We start from the raw sequence: 17,315 nt of genomic DNA, 5'->3' as shown, positions 1-17,315 counted from the left end.
GTGCTTTTTGTCAAACGTGTACGAAGGTCTGGCGCTGCCTGCCTAACCCCTCGACTTCGATCTCCACAACATCTCCACCACTGAGATAGGGGTATTTACCGGACAGAGCGACGCCACGCGGGGTCCCGGTCAGCACGACGTCACCCGGTTCCAAAGTGAGATATTGGCTGAGGTGGTAGATCAGGTAGTCGACCGGGAAGATCATGTCGGAGGTGTTGGAGTCTTGCCGCGCTTGCCCATTGACCCAGCTGCGCAGCCGCAGAGAACTCGCATCCACCTCCTCCGCCGGCACCAGCCAAGGCCCGAGCGGAGAGAAACCCGGTGAGCATTTCCCTTTCGACCATTGGCCGCCAGAATCCTCCAATTGAAAGGTGCGCTCAGATAGATCATTGGCCGTGACATAGCCCGCGATGTGGTCGGCGGATTGCTCAACGGTGTCGAGGTAACTCGCTCGCCGGCCGATGACGACGCCTAGTTCGACCTCCCAATCGGTCTTGGAACTGTGGCGGGGAATGCGGGTGTCGTCATCAGGCCCCGCCACGGTATTTGGTGTCTTGAGAAAGATGATCGGCACCGTGGGCGGCGCAGACCCGGATTCGGCGGCATGCTCGGCATAATTCATTCCGATGCAGATAATTGCCGATGGGCGCGCGATCGGTGCTCCCAGGCGTTCCCCGCTTAGGTCGATAACAGGCAGACTGCCCTCCCGGAGCGCCTGACGCACGATTTCGATCCCACCGTTTGCCAGAAATTCACCGGTGACGTCGTCGGTTAACGCGGTCAGGTCGTGCGCAATTTCGACACCGTGCTCGTCCGTGCCGAGAACGGCTGGTTTCTCGGCTCCAAGGGCGCCATACCGAATAAGTTTCATACTCTCTCCTTCACCGGAAGCAGGTTGGCCAGATAGCTGAACAAAGCGCGGATTCCGAAGGTCCACGGAGGGAGCTCCTCTGTGATGCCGGTCACGTTGCGCAGGCTTCCGAGGTGGTCGCTCTGAATAGTCACGATGTCGCCTAGCTCGTGGGTGAAACCGAGCCCCGGCGCGCCTCGATCTTGAGTGGGCGAGAACAAGGTTCCGGTAAATAGGGCAAATCCGTCAGGGTACTGATGGTGCGACCCACGAGCCGCGGCGACCAGTTCTTCAAATGGCCGACTGATGCGGGCCACGGAGTTTTGTCCCCGCAGGGAGTAGCCTTCGACGCCCAACACAGTGAGAGTGATTTCTTCGGTGCGCAGGGCGTCAATGGTAAAGGCACTGTCGAAGAGCCGAATGAAAGGGCCGACCGCACTTGATGCATTGTTGTCCTTCGCCATTCCCAAGAGCAGAGCGCTTCGCCCTTCCACGTCTCGAAGGTTGACATCGTTGCCGAGGGTGGCACCCCGCACCTCTCCCCGCGAGTCGGCCACGAGCACAAGTTCGGGTTCTGGATTGCTCCACGCGGAGAACGTTGGAATACCAACGCGCGCTCCAAAACCGACGGATGAGAGCACGGGCGCCTTAGTGAACACTTCCGGATCTGGGCCGATACCTACTTCGAGATACTGCGACCACATTCCTTGCGCGACCAAAATTTTCTTCGTTGCAGCGGCCTCATCAGTCCCCGGACGCAAGGACGCGAGATTACCCCCCAAAGCCTCGACGACGAGCGCACGCACCTCGGCTGCACGGGAGGGATCGCCAGCGCATTTCTCTTCAATGACTCGTTCAATCATGCTCTCAACGAAGGTCACCCCACAAGCCTTGACGACTTGCAGGTCAACCGGGGCAAGCAGATGAGGCCGAGTCGGGTCTTCGGCTACGGATGCCGCCACCAGGTCGGATAGTTGCCATCGAGGTTTTCCGGCGCAGGAACCGATGATGTCGACGACATCCGTTCTGTCGATCAGCTCCGACACAGTATTGACCGTATCGGTCAGGTCATAGACCTGCCCGCCGCGCACAGAAGCGACACGTGGTCCCCCCGTACGGGGATCCCACACCCGACCAACCAGGAGAGCATCATCTGCATCGAGTGGCAAAATTCCGAGGTTGTCGTCCTCGCTCATGATGTGCTCTCTGTGCCAGAATCTTGGCGTTGCCAATGCCCATCGACGCGGCGGGAGATTTGCCACGGGTTCTCGTCTTGCAGCGAGGGAGGAAGCTGCACCGACGGAAAGCCCTGGTAGGCGACCGGCCGCATGAACCGCGCGATCGCGGCCGGTCCTACCGAGGTCGTGCGCTCGGCGGTTGTTGCAGGATAAGGTCCGCCATGGTGTTGCGCATACGAGACGGTAACGCCCGTTGGCCACTCATTCCACAACACTCGCCCACTTTTTTCCCGCAAGACGGCCAGGAGTGGGTCGATATCCTCCTCGGCTTGCGCCTGCACGCTTGCGGTCAGCTGGCCGTCAAGGAGTGTGGCCAGAGCGGCCAAGTCCTCTCCGGGCTTATAGCGAATCACCAGCGTCGCCGGTCCGAACATTTCTCGTTCCAATATTGCTGGGTTGGCCCGGATGACCTCTGCCGTTGTCAGGAGCACGGTCGGAGCGGGTGATTCGGCGAAGTCGCCCGCCAGTACCACCTCAATACCTTCGGTGGCACACATCTCGTCCAAGACCGAATCAAAGCCCGCTCGGAGTCTGGCGGTCAACAAGGGCGTGCGCTGCCCCTGAGCGACGTGGATTCCCATCACCCGAACCACCTGATCGCGGTTGGTTGGGGCGAATAACAGCCCGGGCTTAGTGCAAAACTGGCCCATGCCCATGGTGAACGACTGCGCATAAGCCGTCAGAATCTCATCTCCACGCAGTGCCCAAGCCCGTTCAGTCGCAAAAACCGGGTTGATGCTGCCCAACTCGCCGTAGAACGGGATGGGACGATCACGCGCGGCGATCCGATCGAGTAGTGCCCGTCCGCCGCGTGTGGAGCCGGTGAAGCCGACAGCCCGGGTCAGCGGATGATCGACGAGGGCTTCCGCAGCGTCGCGGCCAGTGACGGTCGAGAGCAGGTGCTCTGGTGCGCCAGCAGTTCGCAGCGCTTCGATGGCCACCTCTCCCGTGCGGCGCCCGAGTTCCTCGTGCCCTTCGTGAATCTTGTGTACGACTGCGCAACCGGCCGCGAGAGCCGATGCGGTGTCGCCGCCGAGCACGCTGAAGGCAAAGGGAAAGTTTGACGCACCGAATACACCCACGACGCCTAGCGGGATATTCACCCGTCGGATGTCGGGCCGTGGTCCCATACCCCACGCAACATCCACATGGTCGATAGTGGCATCGAGGTTCTCCCCGGCCAGGATTTCCGCAATGTACAGTCGCAGCTGAAAGACAGTACGTCGAAGTTCACCCCCGAGGCGATTGTCGGCCAAGTGGGTCTCCGCCTGTGCCAGCGCCACCAGCTCGTCAGCGTGAGCCTCACACGCCGCAGCTATTGCCTCCAACCAGGAAGCTCTCACGTGCGGGGTCACGTCTCGCGACGCTGTGAAAGCGGAATGGGCGGCCTCGATCTGCTGTTCGGCACTCATTGCGATGATCAAAACTGCCCGTTACCGGCGGCTGCACCCTGCGTGATCTCCAGCCACCCAGCACCGGCCGGGAACTCCCAGCGATCGCGAGATGCGGGATGCATCTCAGCACTCGTACCCGGCAGCCGAGGTGCCTGATAACGGCCATTCTCCACCCGGGCCGGCTCGGTGAAATGCTCGTGCAGGTGGTCCACGAACTCGATCATGCGGTTGTCCATCGTTCCGCTGACGGCTGCGTAGTCGAAGAAGGAGAAGTGTTGTACCAGTTCACACAGGCCCACGCCACCGGCGTGGGGACACACCGGGATATCGAATTTTGCTGCCAAAAGCAGGTTGGCCACGTTTTCGTTCACTCCAGCCACTCGTGTTGAATCGATCTGAATCACGTCGATGGCTTCTGCCTGAAGCAATTGCTTGAAAACAATGCGGTTGGCGACGGCTTCTCCCGTGGCGACCTTGACAGGCTTCACCCCACGGCGAATCTGGGCATGCCCGAGGATGTCATCAGTGCTCGTGGGCTCCTCGATCCACCAGGGGTCGAATTCTGCCAGTTCGTTGACCCAGTCGATCGCCTCTTGCGCTTCCCAGCGTTGGTTTGCATCGATAGAAATTTTGACTTGACTACCCACTGCTTCCCGCGCCAGGCGCATACGGCGCCTGTCGTCGGCGAGGTTGCCACCGACCTTGAGTTTGATCATCCCGAAGCCGTCCGCCACGGCCTGTCGGCTCAGTCGCACAAGCTTCTCATCGCTGTAGCCCAACCACCCTGGGGTTGTCGTGTAAGCGGGGAAACCATCCAGCTGAAGCTGGGCAATACGGGCTTCCTTTCCACTCGCGCCACGACTCAGAAGGTCGAGAGCATCGCTCGGAGTCAATGCGTTCTGGATATGAGTGAAGTCAACGACGCTCACGACCTCTTCGACCGGCATTTCGCTCAGGAGGAGCCAAAGCGGCTTCTTTTCTCGCTTGGCGCGGAGATCCCACAAGGCGTTGGTCAGCGCCCCGCAGGCCATGTGCGAGACTCCCTTTTCTGGGCCGAGCCACCGCATCTGGGAATCGTGCACGAGCCGTCGGGAGGCTTCTCCGAGGTCTCCTATGAGCTCGTCGATGTTGCGGCCGACGAGGAGCTGGCCATATGACCGGATGGCGGCGGTGACTATCTCGTTGCCGCGGCCACAGGTGAACACGAATCCGTGACCGGTCTCACCGCTGTCGGTCGAGATGACCACGTAAGCGGATGAATAGTCGGGGTCAACGTTGACGGCGTCCGAGCCGTCCAACTCGAGTGAAGTGGGAAAGCGCACGTCCTGCGTGCGAACTGAAGTGATCTTGGACATGGAAAACTCTCAATCTGATTTAGGTGAAGCCCAGCACGGCCGGTAGCCACATGCTGAGCGCGGGTACAAAAGTGATGACGACGAGAGTTGCCAACATTGGGATGAAAAACGGCACAACTCCCTTGATGACCCGAGTGACCGGCACATTGGTCACACTGGACAAGACGAAGAGGACCAGCCCGACCGGCGGTGTAAGGAGTCCGATCAGAAGATTGAAGATCACTACAACTCCGAAATGCACGGGGCTGATGCCGAAGGTCTCGGCAACGGGGCCCAAGACGGGCACCAGGATGAGAATTGCAGCGGTGGGTTCGAGAACCGCGCCAATGATCAGCAACAACACGTTGACCAGAATGAGAAATACGATCGGGCTTGATGTGAAATTCAGAATGAATTCCGCCGCAAGCTGTGGCGCTTGCTCTCGGGCAAGAACCCAACCGAACAGCGCAGCCGCGGCAACGATGAGCAACACCGAGCCCGTCGTCTCCACGGATCCCAGCAGGATCCGGTACACCTTTCGCCAGGTCAGGGAGCCGTAGATCAGCGCGATAACGAAGATGTACAGTACTCCGACGCCGGCCGCCTCCGTGGGGGTGAACACGCCACTGAGAATTCCACCGAGAATGATCACGGCTGCTCCCAAGGCCGGGAGTGAACCGAGCAAGGAACGGCCGCGCGCCGCCCAACCTGTTCTTGGCAACACAAGGTGTCTCTGCTTTCGCATGAGCCACCACACCATTACGCACAAGCAGGCGATCAACACCAACGCCGGGAGGATCCCGGCCATGAATAGTGCCCCGACGGAGACACCGGCCGTAACCGCGTAGATGATAGCCGGGATACTGGGCGGGATCATCGGCGCGATCATCGACGAAGCGCCTGTGATCCCGAGGCTAAATTCCTCGCTATAGCCCCGTTTCTTCATCGCCGGAACTTGAATCTTGCCCATGGCTGCGGCATCCGCGATGGCCGCACCACTCATCCATGAGAACCCGAAGCTCGTGGCGATATTTACGTACCCCAGGCTTCCGCGAATGTGCCCGAGGAAGGCGATAGCGGTGGTGTAGAGCCGATCCGACAACCCTGAGATGTTCGCCAGGTTTCCGAGCAGGATGAACAGGGGCACCGCGAGAATCGCAAAATTGTTAACTCCGGAAACCGTTCTCTGAACAGCGATCCCCAACGACGCGGTCGGGTCGAGGAGTACATAGACGAGCGATGGCACCAGAAGCGAGATTGCGACAGGTACTCGCAGGGCGAGCAGGACCAGAAGTCCTCCGAGCATGAATAGGAGTATCACGAGTGTGGCCCTTCGGGGATATCCGTGCCGGTGACGTCTTCGAGGTTTGCCACAATGACAGGTGCCTGATCGGGGTGCCTAACATCCACGTAGGTGTTGAGCACACCGTGGAGAAAGATCAGCCCAAAGCCGACAACCGCAGAAGCATAGACAACGCTCATCGGAATCTGGGTGGCCGGCGCATTCAATTTGGCGGCTGAAAATGCGAACTGTGCACCGGCGACGGCCATCGAAGCTGACACGGCGAGCACGACCCCGATCGAGAAGCAATTCACGGCCTTCGCAGCGATCCCCGACAGCTTCGCTGCGATCAAATCGACCGTGACGTGCAGTCGTCTGGCCATAACGAATCCAGCCGAAATAAAGGTCAGCCACACCAGCGCGAAACGCGCAAGCTCTTCCGTCCACGTGAACGGAGCAGAGAACACAAAACGACTGATCACTTGGGTCAGAATGAGCACCAAGATGAGCACTAGGAGTCCTGCAGCCAACAGCCGTTCAACAGTGACAACGGCTCGGATCCCCGCGAATCTTGACTCCAGATAGTCAGGTTCGTCCGGATGAACCATCGTTATTTGTCGCTCTGGATGTCTTTGTACAGATCGCCCCACGTGACCTCGTTGGGAAGCATTTCTCTCGCCCGCTTCGCAAAGGCGTCACGGTCGACATCCTCATTGACTGTGATGCTGCCGTCCGCCTTCCAGTCGACGAGGATATCTTGCTCCTGAGTTTCGACGCACTCGCGCACTTCAGCCGCGGCAATGGCCATGGCGTCCTCCAGTGCAGACTGTTGCTCAGAACTGAGCGCCTCGAAGAGCGCAGTATTCGTCACGATGTTGACGCCCTGAATCATGTGACCGGTGATGTTGATGAAGTCCTGAACCTCATTGAACTTGGCCGTCGAAATTGTCGGAATGGGGTTCTCCTGGGCATCAATCACGCCCTGTTGAAGCGCCAGGTAAACCTCACCCAAGGCCATGGGCGTTGCCGTTCCGCCCATGATCTTGATGTTCGTCAGATAAAGGGGAGCATCAGGCGTTCGGATTTTTACGCCGTTCATATCGTCGGGACCGTTGATCTCCTTGTTGGACGTCACCTGCCTGGTGCCGTAATACCAACCGGACAACACCTTGATACCGGTCTCCTCGCTCATTTCATCGTAGATTTTCGCCATGGTGGGCCCGGCGATAGTTTCGGCGAAGTGATCGACGCTGTCGAACAGATACGCGCCGTCCAGGACAGCGGCCTCGTCATGCCAGACCCCGAGGAATGACGGGCCCGCTATTGCCAGGTCAAGGCCGCCGAGAGCGACCTGCTCCAGGGACTCTGCTTCAGAGCCCAGCTGACCGCTGGGAAAACTCTCGATGCTGATACCGCTGTCTTCGAGTTCCCGGTTGAGTGCGGTTACGCCACAGGTCTCCATAGGATGACTTGCCTCATAGACGTGAGCCAGCCTTAGGACCTTGCTGTCGCCACTATTGGAGGCATCACCCACCGCATCTGGCTCTGAGAGCCCGCAACCCGCGAGCGAGAGGGCAGCGACAGCCGCCAACGATAGGTGAAGGCACCTGATCAGGTTCTTTTTCTTCCCTACACGTGCGTCACTGTGCTTCGTGTGATTCAACATTTGCGTTCTCCCTTGAACTAATTGATGAGCTGAGCTGAAGTACTGCTGAGATTGAGTTAGTGGGGCCCTGACCTGTGCTGCACTGGCGCAATGTTCAGATGTTGCGCCAGCTGATCGAGAAGCCGATCGGTGGATGCGCTCAGAGGAATTGACTGTTCATTAGACCGAGCCCGTGATTGTTCGGGATCGCCAGGCGCAAGTATTTCCTCACCCGCTCGACCGGACTCCCGGATGCGCTCTTGAAGTTTTCCAACGCGCGCTTCGGTGTGTGCACGGCCCGTAAAAGCGCTGCTGTCGATCGTGATCAGAAGGTGGCCCGTGTTCATGCGGGATCCCGGATTGTTCCACATGTCCTCAGTTTCATGGGCGAAGGATGCCGTCCCCAGCGACGCCGCGATCGCCTCGAGCAACGCCGACACGGCCGACCCCTTGTGCCCACCGAACGGCGTCAAGGCCCCTGCCATCGCTTCTTGTGGATCTGTCGTGGGTTGCCCAGAGGAATCCATGGCCCATCCCTCTGGAAGGATCGTTCCTTCGTTCCGCGCCGCTATGACCTTTCCGTAGGCGCCGGTGCTTGTTGCCATGTCCGCAGTGAGGGAATGCGCCCCCGAACTCGGGGCGCCGATGGTCAACGGGTTAGTACCGAATAATTTCTCGCCACCACCAAATGGGGCAACGGCGGGTCCTGTGGTCGAGGTCAGAAAGGCGACGAACCCGGCACCAGAGAGTTGGTCTACCCAGAAGGCCCCGGTTCCGTAATGGCTGCTGTTCTGTACGGCCACAGCGCAGACGCCGCGCGCGGCCGTGTGGGTCATGGCGTAATCAACGGCACGCGCCATCGCAACCTGGCCCAAGGCGCCGTCCGCATCTAGCAGGGCGCTGGAACCGGTGTCGGTCATCCATTTCATGTGCGGCAGGCTGTTAATTCCGCCGCTCTCGATCGCTGACACATACAGCGGCAAACGCAGAAGGCCGTGCGAGGCCGTGCCCTGCTGATCAGCGCCGACCAGGGACCGAGCGGTTACTTCGGCGTCAGATGCCGGGACGCCCACCCTGTGGAGTGCCCGCTGGGCAAATTCAGTCAAATCTTGGACGCCGTACGTTGCCGACTCCATCATCATCCCCTCATTGGAAAAATACGATTCATTGGAATACTATATATATACGCCGATGACCGCAAGCACGTTTGGTTCATCAAAAAATTTGGAAGACTATCCCCAGGCCGTAGAAGCAAAGCGAAGGAAGAACAGAAGATGACTCACCATCAGGGCGATACGCCCGATTCGACACCTGCGCGACTGACTACGAGCGGCGTCTACGACCTGCTTCGCACACAAATTCTCGACAACATCATTCCCCCCGGCACTCGGGTCAATATCGACGCCATCTCCCGCAAGTTTGGAGTTTCTCCAACTCCCGTGCGCGAGGCACTGCGTCGATTGCAGGGCGACAACCTCCTGGTCACCGCGTCGAATCGGGGATACAGCACAACCCCGCTGTTGGATCTGGAGGGACTGCGGGAGCTGTTCGAGTTTCGGCTACTCGTTGAACCGTGGGCGGCACGTACAGCGGCAGCGAATCGCCTGGGAAATCCCGCTCACTACTTGAACACCGAGCTACAGGTTTTTATGAAACAGGCAGAAGGGCAAGACGACATACGTCAGCACCTGGTGACTCACGACTCCAGGTTTCATGAGCACATTCAGGCGGCTTCGGGAAACGATGTGGTTCGCCATGCCTATGAACAGACACATTGCCACCTTCATATCTTCCGCCTTTACCCGGCCGATATGAACGGGAGAATCACCATTGAGGAGCATCGTCGAGTCTGGGAAACCATTCGTGATTGTGAACCCGCTCAAGCTGAGAACGCCATGCACGAACACCTCAAGCGGGCGTTCCAAAGGTTCGCCAAGGCTTTCGATGAGGCGGGACGAGACAAAGTCGATCTCAGCGCCTACCTCTCACCGAGGCTCGCCATCGACGACGCTCAGCAGCCAGCTTAAGTAGCGGGCCGCAGGCTCCGCCGCGGGTCAACGCTGCACCTGGGCACCTTGCCCGTTAACCAGGGCCTCGACCTCGGGGAGGGTGGCCATGGAGTTGTCACCGGGGGTCGTCATGGCGAGTGCGCCGTGGGCCGTTCCGTACTCGACGGCCCGCTCGAGTTCGTGTCCCTCGAGTAGCCCGAAGATGAGGCCCGACACGAATCCGTCGCCTCCACCGACCCGGTCGAGAATCTCCAGACGTTTGTATTGAGTTGACACGACCGTGGCCTCGTTTCGAGCCCTGGCCAGAGCGCTCCAGTCGTTGACAGTGGCCGAATGTACTTTTCGCACGGTCGAGGCCACCAGCCACAGATTCGGAAATCGCCCCAAGACCCTGCCCGCCAGGTCTTCCAGCGCCACATCCCCGCTGGGACAGACGCCGAGCCGGTCGGTGAAGTCGGTCGCTCCACCGACCAACACATCGGCGTGCTCGGCCAGCACGGTGAACACGGTGCGCGCCCGCTTTTGGGCAGCCTGGCCTCGCCAGAGGCTCGGTCGGTAGTTTAAATCGATCGAGACAACGGTGCCGTGTTTGCGTGCCGACGCCATGGCCGCGAGCGCTGTTTGCGTCGTGGACTCAGACAAGCCCGCGAAGATGCCTCCGGTGTGCAGCCAGCGCACTCCGAGCGAGCCGAAGAGGTGGTCCCAATCAATCTCGGCGGGTTGCAGCAGGGACGCTGCGCTGTGACCGCGGTCAGAGACGCCCATAGCACTGCGCAAACCGAACCCACGCTCTGTGAAATTGAGCGCATTGCGCGCCTGACGCCCAACGCCATCGAAATCTCGCCAGACAATGAGTGATGAATCGACCCCGCCGGCCAGAATGAGATTTTCGGTCAGCCGCCCGATTTCGTTGTCGACAAGTGACGTCGCTACCGCCGTGCGCTGGCCGAAGGTGCTCGAGAGGCCACGAGCCGCGTTGTATTCTCCGCCGCCCTCCCAGACCGCGAAGTTGCGAGCCGTGCGAATGCGCCCCTCCCCCGGGTCCAACCGCAGCATGACCTCGCCGAGGGACACCGCATCGAATCGACAGTCCCGCTTGGGCCGGACGACCGGCCGGCTCATCGAGACGCCACGCGTACGAGGGAGCTCGCTTCACGCGCCAGCCGGGCAATCTCGTCAAACTGCTGGCTGGCGATGAGTGCCTTGGTGGCCATCCAGCTGCCGCCCGCCGCGAAGATCGACGGGCTCGCCAGAAAGTCGCTGACGTTCGCGGCGTTCACCCCGCCGCTGGGCATGAAGCGCACGTCGGGGAACGGTTCGGCCAACGTTTCGATCATGGACCGCCCGCCCAGCTTGCCGGCCGGAAAGAACTTCACGTGGCTCAGGCCCGCAGCGACAGCGGCCTGAAGTTCGGTCGCAGTGGCGATGCCGGGAATCACCGCCACATTGTGGTGCAGACACCGTTCGACAACCTCGATACTTAACCCGGGGCTGACCACGAACGAGACGCCGGCTTCGACGACGAGGTCGACCTGCTCGGCATTCAAGACGGTACCGGCTCCCACCAGCATGTCGCCGCGGTCGCACAGCCGACGGATGGTCTGGAGGCCGGCATCCGTTCTCAAGGTGACTTCGGCCACGGGCAGCCCACCGCTCTCGAGCGCATCGGCCAGGTCGGTCGCGTGTACCACGTCATCGAGAACGATCACGGGCACAATGCCGAGGTGTTCAAGTCGAAGTAGAACGGAATCTTCGGACGTTTGGGTCATAAGAGCTCCTGCTCTAAGAGGGAAAGGGCCACTACGGGGTTGCGCAGGGTTCCGAGACCGGTCAAGGTGATGGCGACATCGTCTCCGGGTTCGACACTCGCCGACGTACCAGGCGCGCCCATGAGCACGACATCGCCCGCGCCCAATGTCATGATCGAGCTGAGATAGACGAGCTGTTCGATCACGTCGTAGGCCAGGTCAGTCGTGGTTCCGTGCGCTCGCAGCACACCGTTCACCTCGACGTCTATGCTGACATCGCGCCAATCCAGCTGGGTCGTGATGTACGGCCCGAGCGGGGTGAACCCGTCACCGTTCTTGACCTGAGTCATTTTCTCGTCGAAGGCGACCTGGCCAATGGCGGTTACGTCATTGCCGATCGTGTACCCGAGAATGGCACCCGGTACCTCGTCAGGCGTTAAACACCGTGCGTCACGCCGCAGCACGACGGCGAGCTCGCCTTCAACGTTGACCGCACCGGTGCGGGCATCCAGAACGATGGCGCACTGCGGCCCGACCGCAGTGCGGGCCGATTTCAGGAACGCTTGCGGGGGCATCCGTCTATCGCCGGGACCGTTGTGCGCCATGCCGAGAATCACGCGGGGCTCGCAGGGGGCGAGCAGCCGCGCATCCGCTTCAAAGATGTCACCGGTCAGGCGCAACTCGGCGGCAAAAAGGTCACGGATGCCGCACCAGCGATGATCACGCCAGACCACCGCACGCGGCCCAGCGGGGGTGGCGATGCGGGCTAGCCGCTCGGAGGCAGCCCGAAGCCCGGGCAGGGCAGGCGCGGTGCTAGTAGAACTCAACGGTGTCGACCTGGTTGAGAAGCGGATGCCCGTCGAGCAGGTTGGCAGCGTTGGCCGCGAAGAGCTCAGCAATGAGCCGAGGCTCGTTGCCGGCGAGCGCCGCGGAGTGCGGGCTGATAAGAACGTTCGGCATGTTCCACAGCGGGCTCTGCGAGTCGAGGGGTTCGTGGGCGACGACGTCTAGGGCGGCATACCCGAGCTGCCCGTTCTGCAGGGCGGCGATCAGCGCGGGCTCGTCAACGACGGATCCTCGCCCCACATTGACCAGGGTCACACCGGGTTTAAGCGCAGAGAAGACCGCTTCGTCGACTAGCCCCTTCGTGGCGTCTGTGCCCGGCAAGGTGACGACGATACCGTCGACGCGAGGCAACACCTCGGCCAGGCTATCGGGGTGCACGACTTCGTCGGCCCCGTCGCACACCATCACACGCCGACTGGTGGCGATCACGTGGCAGCCGAACACACCGAGCAGGCGAATGATCTGACGGCCGATGCCGCCAGTACCGAGCACCAGAATGGTCTGGTCGGCCAGGTGGCGCATTTGCAGGCGTTCCGACCACAGGTGGTCCCGCTGCTGGGCAATAAGTTCGGGGAGTAGCTTGGCACCGGCGAGCAGCCCGAACAGAGCGAATTCGGCGAGCGGGCGGCCGTGTACTCCGGCCGAGGTCGTGAACAGCACGCGGTTGAGGTCGGCAAGGCTGAGCCCCGCCGCTTTCACCTGCCCTCCCCCACCGGCCGCCATGGTTTGTACCCACCGCAATCGTGGGTTCGCCACAACCGTTCGCTGCAGCGCCGCCGGATTCACGTCTGGAATGCCATAGAGCACCTCGGCAGAATCAATCAGGGTCTCGTACTGCTGTTGCTCGACCGGTGTGCGTGAGAAGGCGGGATCACCGCGATAATCGGTGGCAAACCGCCGAGTCGGCAGAAGACTCGGCTCCCACACCAGGTCGATGCGGGGTTCGAGAGCGACGATGAGATCGCACAATTCTTCGTCGAGCGGCGTGGCCATCACCACCCGCAGCCGCGAGGCGCTCACTCAGAGCAACTTGCTGAGAAAGGTTTGGGTGCGCACGTGCTGGGGCGATTCAAAGATCTGGGCGGGGGTGCCCTCCTCAACAATGACGCCGGCGTCCATGAACAGCACTCGGTCGGCGACCTCGCGGGCGAACCCCATTTCGTGGGTCACGACGACCATGGTCATACCTTCCTCGGCAAGTTTCTTCATGACGTCGAGCACATCCCCGACGGTTTCGGGGTCGAGAGCGGAGGTGGGTTCGTCGAAGAGCATGACGGTGGGTTCCATGGCGAGTGCACGCGCGATGGCAACCCGCTGCATCTGGCCGCCAGAGAGGGTGCTGGGGTAGACATCCGCTTTGCTGGTGAGCCCTACTTTTTCGAGCAGGACCATTCCGCGGGCGTGTGCATCGACGCGGCTGACCTTGCCGACCTTCATGGGTGCCAGCATGATGTTGTCGATGACCTTCATGTGCGGAAACACGTTGAAGGATTGAAAAACCATGCCAACGTCGCGTCTCACCGCGTTGAGGTTGGTTTTTGCACCGGTGAGGTTGTGACCACTGATGGTCACTTGCCCTTCTCTGAACGATTCGAGAAAGTTCAGGCAGCGCAGAAAGGTGCTCTTGCCTGACCCCGAGGGGCCAATCACACAGAGCACTTCACCCTCGGCGACCTCGCAGTCGATGCCTTTGAGCACCTCCAACTTTCCAAAACTCTTGTGCAGGCCTTCGACCGTGATGATCATGAGTTACTCCGTCCGACGACTGAAAAATTTGATGCGCTCATGCCAGCTTCCGTTCGTACCAGGTACCGAGTAGCGAAATGGGATAAGAAATGACGAAGTAGAGTGCGCCCACGATGAGGAACGTCGTCAACGGCTCCTGATTGAGGGTGGTGACGATTCGGCCCGCCCGGGTGAGATCGACGAATCCGATCACGGATACAAGAGAGGATGCCTTGACCAACGCGATCAGAAACCCGATGCCCGGTGGCATGGCGATCTTCATCGCCTGCGGAAAAATCACGTAACGGAGCCGAACAAAATAGTGCATCCCGAGCGCTTCCGCTGCTTCCGATTGTCCTTTGGGAACGGCTTGGATACCGCCACGGATAATCTCCGCCATGTAGGCCCCGGAATAGATCGAGAGACCCACAACTGCTGTGAACCCTCGTGAGAAGGTGAGCGCGGGGAGCATGAGCGGCAGGGCGAAATAAGTGAACAGCAAGATGATCAGGATAGGAACGCCGCGGATGAAGTTGACATACAGGGAACTGATTGCGCGGGCGATCCAGCTCGGGGATGCTTTGGCGGTGCCTAGCACTACGCCAATCAGGCTGCCAAGCACACCCGCGGCAACACAGATGACGAGGGTCAGACCGGCACCACGCAGCAGGGGCGGTAGATATTGCACGAAGTCCATCAGCTCTGCCCTACCATCTGAAAGCCAACCTCTCGGTGATTCTGGATCCGAACGCGATGGCTGCCGACGTCAGAAAGTAGAGCAAGGCACCCACACTGAAAATCTCCAGGGTGCGCAGTGTTTGCGAGTTGAGGTTCTGCAGCGTCGAGGTCAGTTCATCAAGAGCGATGACCGATCCAATCGACGAGAACAGAAACAACACAATGAACTGGTTGGTCAGGGCTGGCAAAACGTTGCGAATGCCCGGCTTGAGAATGACGTACCGAAAGGTTTGGTGAAACGGCATGCCGAGCGCAGTTCCGGCTTCGCGCAGGCCCTTCGGCACGGCACTAATGCCCGCACGAAAGATCTCGGCGGTGTAGGCAGAGTTGTTCAGGGTCATGCCGATCAGCACTGACCACAGAGGGTTGAAGTTGATGCCGATGGAGCCGAGCCCGAAATAGATCAGGTAGAGCTGCACCAGCAACGGGGTGTTGCGAATTACCTCGATGTAGCCATTGCTGAACAGTTGCAGAGCCTTGAACCGGCTCGCCTTCGCGAGGTAGATGAAAATACCCAATACACCGCCGGCCGCGAAACTGATCAGGGTGACGTAAATGCTCACCCAGAGGGCTTTCAGCATCACGGGCAGATACGGGAGAATATCGCCAAAGTAGAGGGTCATGCATGGCCTTTCTTGAGCACCACGTCACTGCATTCGGTACTCGCCGACCGGCAGGCTCCGGTCGACGAGCCGAGGGAACCTAGCCGATGATGTCGGGAAGGTCCTCGTTGCCCCACTTCTGGAACAGTTCTTGATTGGTGCCCGAAGCGTTGAGATTGCGAATGAAGTTGTTCAGGTAGTTGATCCAGACCTGGTCTTCCTTCAAAGCGCCCATGGAGACGAGTGACGGAAAGAGCACGGGCTCGTCAACGACCGCGTAATTTGCGTTGTCTTCGGCAAGTTGCGCCACGGTGGAGCTTCCTTCGACGAGGGCGTCGACCTTTCCAGCCTGCAGTGCCGCCATAGCGTCGGCGATCGTTTCGAATCGCTCGACATTCGTGTCGGGAAAGTTCTTGGTCATGATGGAGTCGTTGGTGCTGCCTCGCGCCACGGAAACGCTCTTGCCAGCCAGATCCGCGTAGCTTTCAACCGGGTTGGCGGTGTTGAACATGACGCCGGCGCCGTGAGCGACGTAGGGAATCGTGAAGCCGGCCTCTTTCGCGCGTTCGTCAGTAGCGGTCCACTCGGAGATGTTCACGTCGACCCGGTCAGACTTGAGCAGGGGCAGGCGGCTGGTGCCATCAGTGCTGACCAGCTCAAGTTCGACGCCGAGGGCCTCGGCGAGCTTCTCGGCGATGTCGATGTCGTAGCCCTCAAAGCCTCCGTCTGGAGTCTGCACGCTCCACGGCGGGTAATCGGGAAGAACGGCGACTCGTACGGTGCCGCTCTTGATCACCTTGTCGAGTTGGCTTGCGGCAGCGGTGCTACCGCCCGCGCTGTTCTCGGGCGACGTGCACCCCGACAGCAGGAGTGCGCACGCAAGCGCGGGAATAAGGACGAGTTTGGAATTCAACCGACGCATGTGCAACATCTCCAGAGTTAACTTCATTGGTACCTACCCGGATGTACTCCCGAATAGTGGGAGCACCTTTTACTATGTGAGAATATAGCATCAGCGAGGCTATTCCAGATAATCCGAATATCCCAACTAGGCTCAGGCGAACCAGCTGCCACCGAGAGGCGAACGACCATGCCAGACACTCCAGCACCGGCACCCAGCCGCGACATGGTGGGCAAAGCCCTGTCATTATTGACGCTGCTCGGCCAGCATCCGCATGGCGCGGTTGCCTCCGCCCTGGCTCGGGAGTCGGGGTTTCCGCTGAGCACAGCACACCGGCTGCTCGGCACTCTGGTGCGCGAGGGCTACGCCAAATTCGACCCGACCACCCGTCAGTACACGGTGGGGCTGCGCATCTTTCAGCTCGCCCAGACCGTGGCAGTGGCCTACGGCTTCGCCGGAATGACCCGCCCCATTCTGGAAGGCATCTCAGCCTTCACCCACGAGGCGACCCTGCTGGCCGTGCTCGACGGGGACCGCCAGCTCTACGTGCACACCGTGCAGGGGCCGCAGCAGGTACGCGTTGTGGGCGAGCCGGGCACACACGGGCCGCTGCACTGCGCCGCCGTCGGCAAGGTACTCATTGCGTTCTCGCCGGACGACGTGCGCAACCACCTGATTAACACGCTCGCCCTTGACCGATTCACCGCGAACACTATCACCGACCGCGACGCCTTTCGCACCGAGATCGAAGCGGTGTACACGCGCGGCTACGCCGTAGCCGACGAGGAGCACGAAGTGGGTATTCGAGCGATTAGCGTGCCCATTTTCGTGAACCAGAAAATCGTGGCCGCCGTCGCCACCGCCGCGCCAGCCTTTCGCGCCAGCATCGACCAGTTGGCACAGCAGGTGCCTCAGCTCGAGGAAGCTGCCCGCTCGCTTTCCACGGTGATGGCGCTGCGCTGAGACGCGACCCGCGTTCGGTACCGTCATTGAGGCCGCCAGG

At 60.4% G+C, this 17,315-nt stretch carries 18 protein-coding genes; 2 read left to right on the top strand and 16 right to left on the bottom strand.

The features are described 5' to 3' along the window. Window positions 1-10 precede the first annotated feature (10 nt). The 8 genes from CXY71_RS13690 to CXY71_RS13655 form a co-directional block, all read right to left on the bottom strand. Complete coding sequence (locus tag CXY71_RS13690; RefSeq protein WP_104136343.1) at window positions 11-871, bottom strand: fumarylacetoacetate hydrolase family protein; 861 nt, start codon at window positions 869-871, stop codon at window positions 11-13. Further along, window positions 868-2,046: a fumarylacetoacetate hydrolase family protein gene (locus CXY71_RS13685; RefSeq protein WP_104136340.1), complete on the bottom strand. Its 1,179-nt coding sequence runs from the start codon at window positions 2,044-2,046 to the stop codon at window positions 868-870. Before CXY71_RS13685 ends, CXY71_RS13690 begins: the two co-directional genes overlap by 4 nt. Next, window positions 2,043-3,500 carry an aldehyde dehydrogenase (NADP(+)) gene (locus CXY71_RS13680; RefSeq protein ID WP_104136541.1) on the bottom strand — a complete coding sequence of 486 codons (1,458 nt, stop codon included), beginning with the start codon at window positions 3,498-3,500 and terminating at the stop codon, window positions 2,043-2,045. Before CXY71_RS13680 ends, CXY71_RS13685 begins: the two co-directional genes overlap by 4 nt. Before the next feature lie 8 nt (window positions 3,501-3,508). Beyond that, window positions 3,509-4,837 carry an enolase C-terminal domain-like protein gene (locus tag CXY71_RS13675; protein ID WP_104136334.1) on the bottom strand — a complete coding sequence of 443 codons (1,329 nt, stop codon included), beginning with the start codon at window positions 4,835-4,837 and terminating at the stop codon, window positions 3,509-3,511. A 19-nt stretch (window positions 4,838-4,856) separates the two neighbouring features. Beyond that, window positions 4,857-6,122, bottom strand: coding sequence for a TRAP transporter large permease (locus CXY71_RS13670; protein WP_233204640.1), 1,266 nt, complete (start codon window positions 6,120-6,122; stop codon window positions 4,857-4,859). Between the two features lie 11 nt (window positions 6,123-6,133). Next, the gene (locus tag CXY71_RS13665) at window positions 6,134-6,610 is read right to left on the bottom strand and encodes a TRAP transporter small permease (protein ID WP_158253097.1); all 477 of its coding nucleotides are present in this window, start codon (window positions 6,608-6,610) and stop codon (window positions 6,134-6,136) included. Between the two features lie 98 nt (window positions 6,611-6,708). Continuing rightward, a complete protein-coding gene (locus CXY71_RS13660; RefSeq protein WP_104136326.1) occupies window positions 6,709-7,764 on the bottom strand; it encodes a sialic acid TRAP transporter substrate-binding protein SiaP in 1,056 nt (351 codons plus the stop codon). Between the two features lie 56 nt (window positions 7,765-7,820). Further along, window positions 7,821-8,885 carry an Ldh family oxidoreductase gene (locus CXY71_RS13655; RefSeq protein WP_233204639.1) on the bottom strand — a complete coding sequence of 355 codons (1,065 nt, stop codon included), beginning with the start codon at window positions 8,883-8,885 and terminating at the stop codon, window positions 7,821-7,823. A 132-nt stretch (window positions 8,886-9,017) separates the two neighbouring features. Between CXY71_RS13655 and CXY71_RS13650 the strand changes: the two genes are divergently transcribed. Continuing rightward, window positions 9,018-9,770: a GntR family transcriptional regulator gene (locus tag CXY71_RS13650; RefSeq protein ID WP_104136323.1), complete on the top strand. Its 753-nt coding sequence runs from the start codon at window positions 9,018-9,020 to the stop codon at window positions 9,768-9,770. Window positions 9,771-9,797: 27 nt separating this feature from the next. Here CXY71_RS13650 and CXY71_RS13645 read toward each other — a convergent pair whose 3' ends face one another. The 8 genes from CXY71_RS13645 to CXY71_RS13610 all read right to left on the bottom strand — a co-directional run bounded on the left by CXY71_RS13645 (window position 9,798) and on the right by CXY71_RS13610 (window position 16,360). Continuing rightward, window positions 9,798-10,874, bottom strand: a complete 1,077-nt coding sequence (locus CXY71_RS13645) for a sugar kinase (protein WP_104136320.1) — start codon at window positions 10,872-10,874, stop codon at window positions 9,798-9,800. Then, window positions 10,871-11,521: a bifunctional 4-hydroxy-2-oxoglutarate aldolase/2-dehydro-3-deoxy-phosphogluconate aldolase gene (gene eda, locus CXY71_RS13640; RefSeq protein WP_104136318.1), complete on the bottom strand. Its 651-nt coding sequence runs from the start codon at window positions 11,519-11,521 to the stop codon at window positions 10,871-10,873. Before eda ends, CXY71_RS13645 begins: the two co-directional genes overlap by 4 nt. Then, the gene (locus CXY71_RS13635; protein ID WP_199184310.1) at window positions 11,518-12,327 is read right to left on the bottom strand and encodes a fumarylacetoacetate hydrolase family protein; all 810 of its coding nucleotides are present in this window, start codon (window positions 12,325-12,327) and stop codon (window positions 11,518-11,520) included. Before CXY71_RS13635 ends, eda begins: the two co-directional genes overlap by 4 nt. Next, window positions 12,314-13,366, bottom strand: coding sequence for a D-2-hydroxyacid dehydrogenase (locus tag CXY71_RS13630; RefSeq protein ID WP_233204638.1), 1,053 nt, complete (start codon window positions 13,364-13,366; stop codon window positions 12,314-12,316). The genes CXY71_RS13635 and CXY71_RS13630 overlap by 14 nt, the downstream gene beginning before the upstream one ends. Next, a complete protein-coding gene (locus CXY71_RS13625) occupies window positions 13,367-14,092 on the bottom strand; it encodes an amino acid ABC transporter ATP-binding protein (protein WP_304481833.1) in 726 nt (241 codons plus the stop codon). It lies immediately after the preceding gene. Between the two features lie 37 nt (window positions 14,093-14,129). Beyond that, complete coding sequence (locus CXY71_RS13620; protein WP_104136316.1) at window positions 14,130-14,768, bottom strand: amino acid ABC transporter permease; 639 nt, start codon at window positions 14,766-14,768, stop codon at window positions 14,130-14,132. A 10-nt stretch (window positions 14,769-14,778) separates the two neighbouring features. Further along, entirely contained in the window at window positions 14,779-15,432 is a 654-nt protein-coding gene (locus tag CXY71_RS13615; protein ID WP_104136314.1) for an amino acid ABC transporter permease, read from the bottom strand. 79 nt (window positions 15,433-15,511) lie between these two features. Beyond that, window positions 15,512-16,360 (bottom strand): transporter substrate-binding domain-containing protein, encoded by an 849-nt coding sequence (locus tag CXY71_RS13610; protein WP_104136312.1) that lies wholly within the window; start codon window positions 16,358-16,360, stop codon window positions 15,512-15,514. A gap of 141 nt (window positions 16,361-16,501) precedes the next feature. Between CXY71_RS13610 and CXY71_RS13605 the strand changes: the two genes are divergently transcribed. Beyond that, entirely contained in the window at window positions 16,502-17,275 is a 774-nt protein-coding gene (locus CXY71_RS13605) for an IclR family transcriptional regulator (RefSeq protein ID WP_199184309.1), read from the top strand. Window positions 17,276-17,315: the final 40 nt, after the last annotated feature.

The sequence above is a fragment of the Cryobacterium sp. Y62 genome (genome assembly GCF_002929785.1).
In the GTDB taxonomy this organism is placed as follows: Bacteria; Actinomycetota; Actinomycetes; order Actinomycetales; family Microbacteriaceae; genus Cryobacterium.
This window is presented reverse-complemented; position numbering and strand designations above follow the sequence as displayed.